The organism is Pseudomonas sp. LBUM1651, from assembly GCF_059716135.1.
Genome location: NZ_CP166805.1, coordinates 4,219,011 through 4,233,120 on the forward strand (window position 1 = coordinate 4,219,011; position 14,110 = coordinate 4,233,120).

13 protein-coding genes are annotated in these 14,110 nt (G+C 61.7%); 6 read left to right on the forward strand and 7 right to left on the reverse strand.

Translation table 11 applies throughout. The features are described 5' to 3' along the window. Positions 1-9 precede the first annotated feature (9 nt). Positions 10-765: a methyl-accepting chemotaxis protein gene (locus ACA066_RS19795; RefSeq protein WP_497699922.1), complete on the forward strand. Its 756-nt coding sequence runs from the start codon at positions 10-12 to the stop codon at positions 763-765. A gap of 165 nt (positions 766-930) precedes the next feature. On the opposite strand, the gene ACA066_RS19800 is transcribed toward ACA066_RS19795, so the two are convergent. From ACA066_RS19800 to ACA066_RS19815, 4 genes are read right to left on the reverse strand one after another with little or no spacing between them, the layout of a single operon-like run. Then, positions 931-2,244: a sensor histidine kinase gene (locus ACA066_RS19800; protein ID WP_497696292.1), complete on the reverse strand. Its 1,314-nt coding sequence runs from the start codon at positions 2,242-2,244 to the stop codon at positions 931-933. Next, on the reverse strand, positions 2,241-2,909 hold the full coding sequence (locus ACA066_RS19805; protein ID WP_017339720.1) for a response regulator transcription factor: 669 nt from the start codon (positions 2,907-2,909) through the stop codon (positions 2,241-2,243). Before ACA066_RS19805 ends, ACA066_RS19800 begins: the two co-directional genes overlap by 4 nt. A gap of 3 nt (positions 2,910-2,912) precedes the next feature. Continuing rightward, positions 2,913-3,218 carry a PepSY domain-containing protein gene (locus ACA066_RS19810; RefSeq protein ID WP_414883232.1) on the reverse strand — a complete coding sequence of 102 codons (306 nt, stop codon included), beginning with the start codon at positions 3,216-3,218 and terminating at the stop codon, positions 2,913-2,915. Then, a complete protein-coding gene (locus ACA066_RS19815; RefSeq protein WP_150634248.1) occupies positions 3,218-3,526 on the reverse strand; it encodes a PepSY domain-containing protein in 309 nt (102 codons plus the stop codon). The genes ACA066_RS19810 and ACA066_RS19815 overlap by 1 nt, the downstream gene beginning before the upstream one ends. A gap of 280 nt (positions 3,527-3,806) precedes the next feature. Between ACA066_RS19815 and ACA066_RS19820 the strand changes: the two genes are divergently transcribed. The 4 genes from ACA066_RS19820 (at position 3,807) to codA (ending at position 7,993) form a co-directional block, all read left to right on the forward strand. Continuing rightward, a complete protein-coding gene (locus ACA066_RS19820; RefSeq protein ID WP_497696293.1) occupies positions 3,807-4,886 on the forward strand; it encodes a patatin-like phospholipase family protein in 1,080 nt (359 codons plus the stop codon). 74 nt (positions 4,887-4,960) lie between these two features. Continuing rightward, positions 4,961-5,317: a 6-carboxytetrahydropterin synthase QueD gene (gene queD / locus ACA066_RS19825; protein ID WP_008056290.1), complete on the forward strand. Its 357-nt coding sequence runs from the start codon at positions 4,961-4,963 to the stop codon at positions 5,315-5,317. 314 nt (positions 5,318-5,631) lie between these two features. Beyond that, on the forward strand, positions 5,632-6,456 hold the full coding sequence (locus tag ACA066_RS19830; protein ID WP_497696294.1) for an alpha/beta fold hydrolase: 825 nt from the start codon (positions 5,632-5,634) through the stop codon (positions 6,454-6,456). A 289-nt stretch (positions 6,457-6,745) separates the two neighbouring features. After that, positions 6,746-7,993 (forward strand): cytosine deaminase, encoded by a 1,248-nt coding sequence (gene codA / locus ACA066_RS19835; protein ID WP_497696295.1) that lies wholly within the window; start codon positions 6,746-6,748, stop codon positions 7,991-7,993. 104 nt (positions 7,994-8,097) lie between these two features. On the opposite strand, the gene ACA066_RS19840 is transcribed toward codA, so the two are convergent. Then, a complete protein-coding gene (locus ACA066_RS19840; protein WP_497696296.1) occupies positions 8,098-9,090 on the reverse strand; it encodes a diaminopimelate epimerase in 993 nt (330 codons plus the stop codon). Positions 9,091-9,255: 165 nt separating this feature from the next. On the opposite strand from ACA066_RS19840, the gene ACA066_RS19845 reads away from it, so the two are divergent. Then, complete coding sequence (locus ACA066_RS19845; RefSeq protein ID WP_214377432.1) at positions 9,256-10,407, forward strand: MFS transporter; 1,152 nt, start codon at positions 9,256-9,258, stop codon at positions 10,405-10,407. Positions 10,408-10,568: 161 nt separating this feature from the next. Here ACA066_RS19845 and ACA066_RS19850 read toward each other — a convergent pair whose 3' ends face one another. Together ACA066_RS19850 and ACA066_RS19855 are read right to left on the reverse strand one after the other, a co-directional pair. Beyond that, a complete protein-coding gene (locus ACA066_RS19850; protein ID WP_497696297.1) occupies positions 10,569-13,007 on the reverse strand; it encodes a TonB-dependent siderophore receptor in 2,439 nt (812 codons plus the stop codon). Positions 13,008-13,104: 97 nt separating this feature from the next. Continuing rightward, positions 13,105-14,088 carry a FecR family protein gene (locus ACA066_RS19855; RefSeq protein WP_497696298.1) on the reverse strand — a complete coding sequence of 328 codons (984 nt, stop codon included), beginning with the start codon at positions 14,086-14,088 and terminating at the stop codon, positions 13,105-13,107. Positions 14,089-14,110 lie beyond the last annotated feature (22 nt).

A 14,110-nucleotide genomic window follows, 5' to 3' on the forward strand; every position in this document is an offset into this window, starting at 1 on the left:
AGCGCCGGCATGGAGCAGCAGTACCGCCAGGTCGATCAGGTTGCCACCGCCTCCCACGAAATGAGTGCCACCGCCCAGGACGTTGCCCGCAGCGCCGCGCAAGCGGCACAGGCTGCCAAGGATGCGGATCAGGCCACTCGCCGCGGATTGACGGTGATCGACCAGACCACCAACAGCATCGACAACCTCGCCGCCGACATGAGCGCGGCCATGGTGCAGGTCGAAGGGTTGGCAGCAAACAGCGAGAAGATCGGTTCGGTGCTGGAAGTGATTCGCGCCATCGCCGAACAGACCAACCTGCTGGCCCTCAACGCCGCCATCGAAGCCGCCCGTGCCGGTGAAGCCGGCCGTGGTTTTGCCGTGGTGGCCGACGAGGTGCGCAACCTGGCGCGGCGTACCCAGGAGTCGGTTGAAGAAACCCGTCTGGTGATCGAGCAGCTGCAGAGCGGCACCCAGGATGTGGTGGGGTCGATGAACAACAGCCATCGTCAGGCCCAAGGCAGCGTCGAGCAGGTCAGCCAGGCGGTCACGGCGTTGCGGCAGATTGGCGACGCGGTGACGGTGATCAGCGACATGAACTTGCAGATTGCGTCGGCGGCGGAAGAACAAAGCGCCGTGGCGGAAGAGATCAACAACAACGTGGCGACGATTCGGGACGTGACCGAGTCGTTGTCGGGGCAGGCGAATGAGTCGGCGCGGGTGAGTCAGTCACTCAATAGCCTGGCGAATCAGCAGCAGAGTTTGATGGATCAATTCCGGGTTTAACGCCAATCCAATGTGGGAGCGAGCCTGTGTGGCGAGGGAGCTTGCTCCCGCTGGGTCGCGAAGCGGCTCTAAAAGTTTTGCGACTGCTTCGCAGCCGAGCGGGAGCAAGCTCCCTCGCCACACAAGCCCGCTCCCACAGGGTTATTGGTTGGCTTCGGATCGGTGTCAGCGTTTGGGGAGTTCTATTACCACCTTCAACCCGCCCCACTCGCTCTCCTGCAACCGCAACACCCCGCCCCACGTGTCAACGATGTCGCGCACGATCCCCAGCCCCAACCCATGCCCATCCGTCTGTTCATCCAGGCGCGTCCCCCGGCTGAACACCTGATCGCGCTGGTCCTCGGGAATCCCCGGCCCATCATCTTCCACGCTTAACTGAAATCCTTCAGCCGTCTCGACCACGCTCAACCGCGCCTCGGCATCCGCCCATTTGCAGGCGTTGTCCAGCAGGTTGCCCAGCAGTTCCAGCAAGTCTTCGCGATCCCACGGCAACTGCAAGCCGGCCGGTGCGCGATAGCTCAGTTCAAGGTGTTCGCCGTGGATCATGTTCAACGTGGCGAGCAATCCCGGCAGTTCCGCATCGCAATCAAACAACGCCCCCGGCAGCGCATCGCCGGACAGCCGGGCGCGATTGAGTTCGCGATTGAGTCGCTGCTGAACCTGTTCCAGCTGTGCCTTGAGGATCTTGCGCAGCTCGGGATGGGCATCGAGTTTTTCGCTGGACGCCAGGCTCAATAACACCGCCAGCGGGGTTTTCAAGGCATGCCCGAGGTTGCCCAGCGCGTTGCGCGAACGCTTGAGGCTATCTTCGGTGTGCGCCAGCAAATGGTTGATCTGCGCCACCAGCGGTTCAAGCTCCACCGGCGCCTGATCATCCAGTTGCGAACGCTGCCCCTGCTGCAACTGGGCAATCTGCTCGCGGGCCCTTTCCAGTGGGCGCAAGGCGCGGCGTACGGTGATCCGCTGCAACAGCAGAATCAGCAACAGCCCCGCCAACCCCAGGCCCAGACCCACTTGCTGCATGCGCTTGAAACTGTCGCGCACCGGTGTGTAGTCCTGGGCGACGCTGATGGAAATCGACTGGCCCAAACGGCGATAGTCCGAACGCAAGACCAGCAATTGCTGGCCTTCCGGCCCAAGTTGCAGGTTGCTGTGCAGGCCGGGATGGTCGAGGCGCGGCAATTCCTGATCCCACAACGAACGCGAGCGCCAATGGCTGTCGGCAAAATCGATGCGGAAGTAATGCCCGGAAAACGGGCGCTGATAGGCCGGCGACAGGTGCCGCTCATCCAGTTGCAAGCCCTGGGGTCCACGCACCAGCGCCACCAGCAAGTCTTCGCTGTCATTGCGCAGTCCCGCCTCGAGGTAGCGCTGCAAACCCACTTCGAACAGCCACAGACTGGTTTGCGCCAGCACCAGGCCGACGATCACCATCACGCTGATCAGCCCCAGGCTCAAGCGGCGCTGGATCGACCTCACTGCGCTTGACCGCCAAACAGATAACCCTGACCGCGACGGGTTTCGATCACGCTGCGCCCGAGCTTGCGTCGCAGGTGATTGACGTGGACTTCCAGCACGTTGGAATCGCGCTCGGTTTCACCGTCGTAGAGATGTTCGGCAAGGTGGCTTTTGGAGAGGATCTGCTCGGGGTGCAACATGAAATAACGCAGCAGGCGGAATTCTGCGGCGGTGAGCTGGATGTCGGCGCCGTCGCGGGTCACGCACTGGCGGCCTTCGTCCAGGTGTAATCCCGCCGACTGCAGCGTCGGCTGATTGACCTTGCCGTGGGAGCGGCGCAAGAGCGCCTGGATGCGCAAGTGGAGTTCTTCAGGATGGAAAGGTTTGGTCAGGTAATCATCGGCGCCAGCCTTGAGGCCTTCGATCCGTTCGGCCCAGGAGCCGCGCGCCGTCAGGATCAGCACCGGCGTGGCCAGCCCGCCCGCGCGCCATTGCGCCAGTACGTCGAGCCCCGGCAAACCCGGCAAACCCAGGTCGAGGATGATCAGGTCATAGGGTTCGCTGCTGCCCTGATACACCGCGTCACGGCCATCGGCCAGCCAGTCCACGGCGTAACCCTGGCGGTTGAGGCCGGCGATCAGTTCGTCGGCCAGGGGCACGTGGTCTTCCACCAGCAGCAATCGCATCGGTCAATCTTCCTTGTCTTTCAGTAACTGGCCAGTGATGGCGTCGACGTCCAGCTCACGCACCACGCCCTCGGTGGTCAGCAACTCGACTTCATAAATGTAGACGTCGTGTTTCTCTTCGAGCTCGGCTTCCAGCAGTTTCGACCCGGGATAGCGGTCCATTGCCTGCTTCAACAACTGCTCGAGCGGCATGATCACGCCCCGCTGACGCAGGCGCAGGGCTTCGTCCTGATCCAGGTCGCGGGCCATGACCACCGAGCAAAACGCCAGAAGCACCAGCGCCATGCGTGAAAATGAACACACCTTCATTACGTATCCTGATGATCCTTGAGAACCTGCCCGCTGACAGCGTCCAATTCCAGGTCCCACTCAATGCCTTGTGGGTCGCGCAGCTCCACCTGATAGATGTACTTGCCGTACTCTTCTTCCAGCTCGGTTTCGGTGACTGTCGAGCCCGGGTGTTTGGCCAATGCCGTGGCGTTGAGCTTCTCGAAAGACACAATGGTACCAGCGTCGCGCAGACGCAGGGCTTCGTCGGGGCCCAGGTCACGGGCGTGGGCGAGGCTGGCGGTCATGGCGATGATGGAGGCGGTGAACAGGGCAGTCAGGGTTTTCATGGGGTGTCTCCGTATTTTTTTATGTGTTGCGTACGGGGGGCACCTTAGCGATTCGAACTTAATTGAAACTGAATTGCCATCATCAAGGATGGCATCACGCTATCGCCGACATACGCAAAACCTGTAGGAGCACGGCTTGCCGGCGAAGGCGTCCTTGAAATCGCCTTCGCCGGCAAGCCGTGCTCCTACAAAGTCGTGGTGCGGCATCGAGTGCGAGGTATTGCCGCCCCCTGCAGCCACACTGTCTATAATCCCCCGCTTGCCAGACATCGAGACCGGTATGACCGCCATCCACATCAAATTCCCCTCCCTGACCCTCAAGGCCGGCCCTCGAGCCTTCGCGCGCATTCGTGAAAACGGTTTGAACGCCGCCGATGTCGGCACGCTACCCGGCGCCGCCGGCGGGCCAAAGGCGTTGGGAATTCAAGGTCTGGACCTGGCGCTGTTCGGCGAATGGCTGCCTGCCGCGCCGCGTGAACGGTCGCTGATCGGCGCATCGGTCGGCTCCTGGCGCTTTGCCAGTGCTTGTCTACCGGATGCAGCCGAAGGCCTGCGCCGTCTCGGTCACCTGTACACCGAGCAGAATTTCGCCAAGGGCGTGACCATGGCGCAGATCAGCCAAAGCTCCCAGCGCATGCTCAATGACCTGCTCGACGGCCGCGACGCCTCGATTCTGAGCAACGCCAATTACCGACTGAACATCATGGTGGTCAAAAGCCACGGCCTGCTCGCGGACGATCATCGCGGTCGCCTCGGGCTGGGCCTGTCGTCGGTGATTGCCGATAACCTGCGCGGTCGCGCGCGGCTGTCGCGGCATTTCGAGCGGCTGATCATCCACGACCCGCGCCTGGCGCCACCGGTTCATGCGCTGAACGACTTCCCGTCACGCTTCGTCGCGCTGAATGCCGGCAACCTGCGTCAGGCCTTGCTCGCCTCGGGTTCGATCCCGATGGTGATGGAAGGCGTGCGCGACCTGCCGGGCGCCGGCGCCGGAACGTTCCGCGATGGCGGTCTGCTGGACTATCACCTCGACTTGCCCTACAGCGGCAACGACATCGTGCTGTATCCGCACTTCACCGACCGGGTGATCCCCGGCTGGTTCGACAAAACCCTGCCGTGGCGCCGCGCCTGCCCTGCTCGATTGCAAGATGTCCTTTTGCTGGCACCGTCGAAGGAATACCTGGCGCGCCTGCCCTACGGCAAACTGCCGGACCGTAACGACTTCAAGCGCTTCATGGGCGATGCGCCGAGCCGGCAGAAATACTGGCGTGCGACGATGGATGAAAGTCGCAGGCTGGGCGATGAATTTCTCGAACTGGCCGCCAACGGTCGCCTTGGCGAGCGCTTGCTGACCCTTTAGTCAGGACAAACTGTTAAACTCGCCGCCTGCCCACATCGCCGCGGCGATCGCCACCTGACAGAGCTGAAAAAACTGTGGAAATCTTCAAAGAGTTTACCTTCGAATCCGCCCACCGCCTGCCCCACGTCCCGGACGGCCACAAGTGCGGCCGCCTGCACGGTCACTCGTTCAAAGTGGCGATTCATTTGAGTGGCGATCTTGATCCGCATACCGGCTGGATTCGTGACTTCTCGGAGATCAAGGCGATCTTCAAACCGTTGTATGAGCGGTTGGATCATAACTATTTGAATGATATTCCGGGGTTGGAGAATCCGACCAGTGAAGTGTTGGCCAAATTCATCTGGGCCGAACTCAAGCCATTGCTGCCGGAACTCAGCGCGATCCGTATTCACGAGACGTGCACCAGCGGTTGCATCTATCGCGGCGAGTAAACCAGACAACACAAATTCCTTGTGGGAGTGAGCCTGCTTGCTCCCACAAAGAACCTGCGTTTCGTCAGTGATGTAAAAAACAGCCTTCATCGGCTAATGCCGGTCAGTTAAGCAGATTTGTAGGAGCGAGCTTGCTCGCGATGGACTTCAAGGCGACGCGTTTATCCAGAAAATACGCGTTATCGTTAACGTCCATCGCGAGCAAGCTCGCTCCTACAGGGGGCAGCTTTCGCCTACCTGATCGGCATTAGCCTTCATCGGCTGTTTTTTTATGCCTATGCTTTTTGGCTTGCACCCGCCAAGAGGACGCACCCATGACTGACTGGCCGCTGGCTCAGACCTTTCGCTTCAACGGGCACTCCGTTCGCTACGCCGTACGGGGCGATGGCCCGCCACTGGTGTTTGTCCATGGCACGCCCTTCTCTTCCTATGTGTGGCACCGGATTGCGCCGCACTTCATCACGTCGCACCGGGTGCACTACTTCGACTTGCTGGGCTATGGGCTGTCCGAAAAGATCGAGGGCGATGTGTCCCTTGGCGTACAGAACGAGCTGTTGGCGCAACTGCTGGAACATTGGGGCCTGGAGTGTCCCGATGTGGTGGCCCACGATTTCGGCGGCGCCACGGTGCTGCGCACGCATCTGCTGAACGGTAAGAATTACCGCAGCCTGACACTGATCGACCCGGTGGCGCTGACGCCCTGGGGTTCGCCGTTTGTGCAGCATGTGCGCCAGCATGAGGCGGCGTTCAGCGGGCTGCCTGATTACATTCAGCAGGCGATCGTGCCGGCCTATATTCGCGGGGCGATCAAGCGGGAAATCCCCGACGAGGAACTCGCCCATTACGTCCAGCCGTGGCTGGGCGATCCGGGGCAAGCGGGGTTTTACCGGCAGATCGCGCAAATGGATGAGCGCTATACCCGCGAAGTTGAAGGGTTGTACCCGACGGTTCGTTGCCCGGTGCAGATTCTCTGGGGTGAAGATGACCAGTGGATTCCCATCGAGCGTGGCCGCGCACTACAGCAGATGATTCCGGGGGCGCAGTTTCACCCAATCCCCAATGCCGGGCATCTGGTTCAGGAAGATGCACCGGAGTCCATCATTGCGGCGCTGCTTCGGTTCCTGCCTGAATCCCCCTGAAAACACTCGATTCCTTGTAGGAGCCAGCTTGCTGGCGATGGCGGTGTGTCATTCGGCACACATGTTGCCTGTCATACCGCTATCGCCAGCAAGCCGGCTCCTACAAAGGATTGTGTTTCTTCAGCCGTTCCGCCGATCAATGGCGGGCTTTTTCTATCGCTGCCGTGGTCAATATTCACGTCCGGCGATGCTCGATTGCCGCGGCCGCGCTAACGTAGGGTACTGACGGGCGTATTCGGCGCACCTAGCGCCAACGCACTACTACAAGATCTTCTAAAGGATTCGCCTGATGCACATCATCAACGCCCGCCTGCGCAACCAAGAAGGCCTGCATGAATTGCACCTGGAAAACGGCCTGATCAGCAACATTGCCCGTCAGACCGAAGCGCCGACCCTGGGCCCCGATGATCTGGACGCCGGCGGCAACCTGGTGGTGCCGCCCTTCGTCGAACCGCACATCCACCTCGACGCCACGCTGACTGCCGGCGAACCGCGCTGGAACATGAGTGGCACGCTGTTCGAAGGCATCGAATGCTGGGGCGAGCGCAAGGTAACGATCACCGAAGAGGACACCAAGACCCGGGCAAAGAAAACCATCCAGACCCTGGCAGCCCACGGCATCCAGCATGTGCGCACCCACGTCGATGTCACCGACCCGCAGCTCACCGCGCTGAAGGCGATGCTCGAAGTGCGCGAGGAAAGCCGGCACTTGATCGACATGCAAATCGTCGCGTTCCCGCAGGAAGGCATCGAGTCATACCGCAACGGTCGCGAGCTGATGGAAGAAGCGATCCGCATGGGCGCGGACGTGGTCGGGGGGATTCCGCATTTCGAATACACCCGCGATCAGGGCGTGAGCTCGGTGAAATTCCTCATGGACCTGGCCGAACGCACCGGTTGCCTGGTGGACGTGCATTGCGATGAAACCGACGACCCCCATTCGCGCTTCCTCGAAGTGCTGGCAGAGGAAGCCCGCAGCCGCGACATGGGTTCGCGGGTCACGGCCAGCCACACCACGGCCATGGGTTCTTACGACAACGCTTACTGCGCCAAACTGTTTCGCCTGCTCGGGCATTCGGGGATCAGTTTTGTCTCCTGCCCGACCGAAAGCATTCACCTGCAAGGGCGCTTCGACAACTTCCCGAAACGCCGCGGCGTGACACGGGTGAATGAGTTGCTCGAGGCAGGCATGAACGTCTGTTTCGGCCAGGATTCGATCGTCGACCCGTGGTATCCGCTGGGCAACGGCAACATTTTACGGGTGCTCGAAGCGGGTCTGCACATTTGTCACATGCTGGGGTATCGCAACCTGCAAAGCGCGCTGGACCTGGTGACCGACAACAGCGCCAGGGCCATGGCGTTGGGTGAGGGTTATGGGCTTGAGCGCGGACGGCCGGCGAATTTGCTGATTTTGTCGGCGGACAGCGATTACGAGGTGATCCGCAGTCAGGGGTTGCCGCTGTATTCGGTGCGCGGTGGGAAGGTGTTGATGAAGCGGCAGATGCCGGTGGTGGAGTTTTTTGGCGATCAGGGCTGAATGTTGCGTCGACAGAGCTGACGCCTTCGCGGGCTAGCCTCGCTCCTACGGGTTCTGCGCTGACCTTGTAGGAGCGAGGCTTGCCCGCGAAGGCAATCTCGAATTCAACCCATCAACCGCGCCGTACCAAAAAGGCTGACCCGACTCAATTCACCCTGCTCTTCCTCCAGCAAAACCGGCGCTGTACCACCAGGCATCACCACGTTTACCTCACCCGCCGCCACCCAACCCACCCGCCACGCCGCACACGCCACCGCGCTGGCACTGGTGCCGGACGACGCGGTCGGGCCTTCTCCACGTTCAAACACTCGAGCGACAACTCGCCCTTCTGACTCGCGCATCGCCCATTGCAAATTGATACCCACCGGACACGGCCGCCCTGCTCCGATCGGCACGGCGTAGGCAATTTGCGTCAAGCCTTCGGACAATCTCGCTTCGCGCATCTGCTCATTGGCCGGCAAGGCTTCGGCATCGTTCACAAGCGTCACGCAGTGCGGATTGCCGACCCGCACGAACTGGCTGCGGGACCAGGCCGGTTCCAGTGCCGACAGCGGTTGTACATGGCTGAGTTCGCGACCGTTCATTGTCACCCCTTCAACCCCGTGAGCGCTGACCGCCTCCGGCCCGAACGCCGGTTTGCCCAGATCCAGCCAGAAACCCTGCACGCCCTCGATCTGCGCGGCGCTCACCGACGTTTCGCCCGGTGAAGGCGTATCGGCCTTGTCGTGATGAACCCTGAGCACACACGCCTCGTTATCCGGAAAAAGCCCCTGATCACTGAGCGCCCGGGAAAAAATCGTCAGCCCGTTGCCACTGCGCTCAGCCAAAGTCCCGTCGGTGTTGACGATCAACAGATCGAACGGCGGCGCTGATTGAAACGGCCCCACCAGCAGTCCATCGCAGCGATGATCCTTGCTGCCGGCCGGTTGCGTGCCCGGCGCCCAGGCGCAGAACGCCTCGATGGCCGACATGGCCCACGCCGCGCGGGTTTGCGCCGCCAGACCGGCCTGTTCCGGTAAATCGATCCCTTCGCGACGCACCGCGTCAGGCGCCACTACCGCATAGATATTGCCTCGAGCATCGTAGAACGGCGTCATGGCGCCTCCCGCATAACCTTCGCAGGCGTGCAACATATCGCGAAACCGCGACTGGCTGTGCAAGGATGTCACCCTGCCGGAACGCGAAACCGTCCGGACGCTGATCGAACCTCACCGGTGCGTCACTGTCCCTTGGGGACGCGACGTTTTTTGCCAAGGATCGATATGACCAACCTCAACACCCAGACCACCTTCGTGCCTGGACGCCTGGAACAGATGTCCACGCGCGTGGCTTTTTTCATCGCAGGGTTCGGGATTGCCGCGTGGGCGCCGCTGGTGCCTTACGCCAAGGCGCGGGCCGGGCTGGATGAAGGAACCCTCGGTTTGCTGTTGTTGTGCCTGGGGGTGGGCTCGATTCTGGCGATGCCGATGGCCGGGATTCTGGCCACGCGTTTCGGCTGCCGGCGGGTGGCGGTCGGCGGAACCTTGTTGATCTGTGCGGCGCTGCCGCTGTTGGCGACGGTGTCGTCGATTCCGGCGCTGATAGCCGCGTTGTTCATGTTCGGCGCGGGCCTGGGCACGGTGGATTCGACGGTGAACCTGCAAGCGGTGATCGTCGAACGGGCCAGCGGCAAGACCATGATGTCGGGTTTCCACGGGCTGTTCAGCCTTGGCGGAATTGTCGGTGCAGCGGGCGTCAGCGCCTTGCTCGGCTTTGGGGTTTCGCCGCTGGGGGCGATGCTGGTGGTCGTCGTGCTGCTGCTGATCGCGCTGTGCAAAGCCGCGCCGCACTTGTTGCCGTATGGCAGTGAAAGTTCGGGGCCGGCGTTTGCCGTTCCCCACGGCATCGTGCTGTTCATTGGCGGAATGTGCTTCATCGTGTTCCTCGCCGAAGGTGCGGCGCTCGACTGGAGTGCGGTATTCCTGGCGCAGGAGCGCGGGATCGACACGGCGTATGCAGGTTTGGGCTACGCCGCGTTTGCCTTGACCATGACCGTGGGCCGGTTGACTGGAGACGCGATTGTCCACCGCCTCGGGGCAACACGAGTGGTCGTGTTCGGTGGGCTGACGGCCGCCGGGGGGCTGTTTCTGGCGACATTCGCACCGAGCTGGGAGCTGGCGCTGGTGGGTTATGCGCTGCTGGGGGCTGGTTGTTCGAACATCGTACCGGTGCTGTACACCGCCGTGGGCAAACAGACGGTGATGCCGGAAAGCGTTGCCGTACCGGCCATTACGACGCTGGGTTATGCGGGGATTCTGGCAGGGCCTGCGGTGATAGGGTTCATCGCCCACGGCAGCAGTTTGAGTTTTGCTTTTGGATTGATGGCGGTGTTGCTGGTGGCCGTGGCCATTGGCGGGAAAGTGTTGAAAGTCTGAAAAGCATCGCGATTAATTGTGGCGAGGGAGCTTGCTCCCGCGGGGCCGGTCCGCGTTCGGGCGAAGCGGCCCCAAAAAATGGGACTGCTGCGCAGTCCAGCGGGAGCAAGCTCCCTCGCCACAGGTTAATCATCGCTCGTTCTATTTCTTACCTCAGGGCGTTAGAACCCGACACTGGCCTGCACAAAGAACGTGCGTGGCGCGCCGACGTACATGCCCGAGTTGTTGTCGCTGGAGCGGGTGAAGTACTGCTTGTCGAAGATGTTTTTCACCCCGGCACCGACTTTCAGGTTCGACAGTTGCGCGCCGAAGTCATAACCGCCTCGCACGTTCCAGGTGACGTAACCCGGAATGTCGCCGTACTGGCCGTCGGCGGTGCCTTCGGTGATGTAGTTGTTGGAGAAGCTGCCATCGGCATTGACCGCAACGCCCGGTGAGCGCTGTTTGGACTGGGCAAACGCATCGAGGTTGTAGGTCCAGCGGTCGATGTCGTAACGCAGGCCGGCGGTCGCCACCTGACGCGAGTAGAACGGCAGGTCGCGGCCCTTGAAGCCGGGAATCTCGCCTTCATAAACGGCGCGCGTATAGGTGATCCCCGCGTTGGCTGTCAGGCCGTCGAGCCGTGGGTCCAGTGCCGCCATGTCGTAGTGAACCGAAGCCTCGATGCCCTGGTGCGTGGTTGCGCCAAGGTTGGTCCAGCCCGCGTCGTTACTGATGTACTGCAACTCTTTATCGAAGTCGATGTAGAACAGCGTCACTTCGCCGCCCCACACGTCATCGTTGTAACGCGTGCCGACCTCATAGGTCTTGGCCTTCTCCGGCTCCAGGCCATTGGCGGGTTCGTCACCCGCGCCACCCTGGCCGAGCTGGAAATACTGCAGGCTGCCGAACGAGGTTTCGTAGTTGGCGAACAGCTTCCAGGCATCGGAGATGTGATACATCACGCTCAAGGCCGGCAGCGGCTCGTTGCTTTCGATGCTGCGGTTCTTTTCCAGCACGCGCTTGCCGGCGGTATCGAGCACGGGGCGATCGTGCCAGTCGGTGCTGATGTGTTCGAAACGGATGCCGGGCGTGATGGTCCAGTTGCCGACGTCGATTTTGTTATCGATGTACACCGAGTTGGCTTCAGTGCCGCCGGTGCGGTCCTGATAGGCATGGCCGTCCGAGGCCTTGGTCGCGACCGGCTCGTTGTTGACCAGTGCCAGACGGCTGGCCTCTTCGTGCATGGCTTCCTTGAGGTAGCGATAACCGACGCTGACTTCCTGGGTGGTCGAGCCGACGTCGAACACATGGGACACCCGCGGTTCGATGCCGAGGGTGTAGTAAGTGCGCGGGAACGAGCCGAGGGTCTTCTGATCGCGGGCGGCGATGTTGCTGCCACGGAAGCTGTCGGAGTAGTAGGTCAGCACTTCGGCCTGGGTGCGGTCATCGATCTGCCGCGCCCACTTGAAGGAAATGTCCTTGCGACGTCCGCTGAAGTTGTCGTTGTTGCGGTCGGACTGAAACGGATTGGCGTCGTATTGCGCCTGGGTCAGGCCACCGGGCATGTCGGCGCTGGCGTCGTAGTAATGCAGGTTGAGGCTGAAATCGTCGACATCGGTCGGTGCCCAATGGGTCTTGAGAATCACGTCGTCGATGTCGTTGCCATTGTTGCGCTCACGGTAACCGTTGCCGTTCACGCCCGAGTACAACAGCGCCACGCCGATGCCGTTGTCCGCCGTGCCGCCGGCAAACGCGGTATCGATGTGTTTCCAGCCACCGTGCTGGGAGGTTTCCAGGGTGGTGCCGATTTCGGCGGAGGCTTTTTCCGGGATGGCGCGGGTCACGAAGTTGATCACACCGCCGACGTTCTGCGGCCCGTAACGCACAGAGCCGGCACCGCGAACCACATCGATGCTGTCGAGGTTGCCCGAGGAGATCGGCGCCATCGACAGCTGTGGCTGGCCGTACGGCGCGAACGCGGCTGGCACGCCGTCGATCAGCACGGTGGAGCGTGGCGACAGGCGCGACGTCAGGCCACGTACGCCGACGTTCAGGGAAATGTCGCTGCCGCCGGTGCCGTTGGCTTCCTGCACTTGCACGCCGGGCACACGTTTGAGCACGTCGCCGACGTTCATCGCACCCTGCTCGACCATGGCTTCGCGGCGAATCACCGTACGCGCGCCGGGGTGGTTTTGCACCACGGCGGCATCGGCGTCACCGAGCCAGTCGCCGACCACTTTGATGTCGGTCACGCCCAGTTCCAGCGGGCCGTTTGCAGCCGAAGTCGGTGCAGGCATCAACGTGACCGAACCTTCGTCGATCTGGTATTGCAGACCGCTGCCTTGCAGCAGTTGGCGCAGCGCGTCTTCTGGCGAGAGGTTGCCGTCCACCGCCGGGGCTTGCTTGCCGGCCACCAGCTCAGGGCTGAAGAACACCTGAAGCGAGGTTTGCTGGCCCAGTTCACTCAGCGCCTGACCCAAGGGTTGCGCCGGGATGTGGATCGCGTCGGCAGCAAAGGCCTGAGGCAGCGCAACGTTGACCGCCAGCGCAAGGGCCAGCGGCAACCAAGGGCGTCTGTTGTTTCTAGCAGCGTTGTTTTTAGCGGTGGATTTTTTCACGTCGAACGTAGTCCTGTGGATCGCAAGAGTGTGCGCTTGTTAATGCAAACCAGTTGCAGTTGGACAGGAAGACGATCAACTCGAAAAAAACCTGAATCTATTTTGAAATTATTTCCTGACTGCCGTCATCGAGGGTGCGCACGGCCACCGGCAGGATGTTCGGCAAGGCCTTGAGCAGCGCGTCGGTGTTATCGGACTTGAACACGCTGGTCAGGCGCAAATTGCCGACCTTGTCGTTGCCGACGGTGAGGGGTTTCTCCCGATAGCGCGACACTTCCTCGGCCACTTCGGCCAGGCTGGCGTTGTTGAACACCAGTTTGCCGCTGCGCCAGGCGGTCAGTTCCGCCGGGTTGACGGCATATGCCGCCGCGACTGTGCCTTGGGCATCGACGCGGGTACCGAGGCCGGCGGTGAGGCTGATGAATTCGTTGTCGGTCGCACCGCGCCCCTGAACCTTGACCGTGCCCTGCTCCACCACGACCCGGGTTTCGCCGACGCTGCGACGCACATCGAAGCGGGTGCCGGTGACCGTGACCTTGCCGCTGCCCGCCTGGACCACGAACGGTCGATCACTGTCGTGCGCGACGCTGAACATCGCCTCGCCCTCCGTCAGCTCAATACCTCGATGGCCTTTTTCATAGCGCACCTGAAGGCGGCTGCGGCTGTTCAGATCAATCACCGAACCGTCCGGCAACGCCACTTGGCGACGTTCGCCCAGCGCCGTCGAAAACTCGGCGGTGTAAGGCGTGGGTTGATTCAAGCCGCTGAACAACCCCAGGCCGAGCGCCACGGCCAATACACTGGCGGCCACCGCATAACGCAGCAACGGACGGCGTTTGCTGCGGATCGGCGGGGTTTCACACAAGGCTTGCAGACGCGCGGCGGGCACAAGATCCGCCGCCGACCACAAGCCCTGAAGCAATTGAAATTCGTCACGATGCTGAGGGTGCTCATTCAGCCACAGCTCGAAGCGTCGATGTTCTTCGACGTCGACGGCCGGTTCCTGCAAACGCACAAACCACCGCGCCGCCTCATCGCGAACCGTTGTTTGCCCGCACGCGCAATCACGAGTATCCATCATGGAAGTTCCTGTTTGGCTGGGG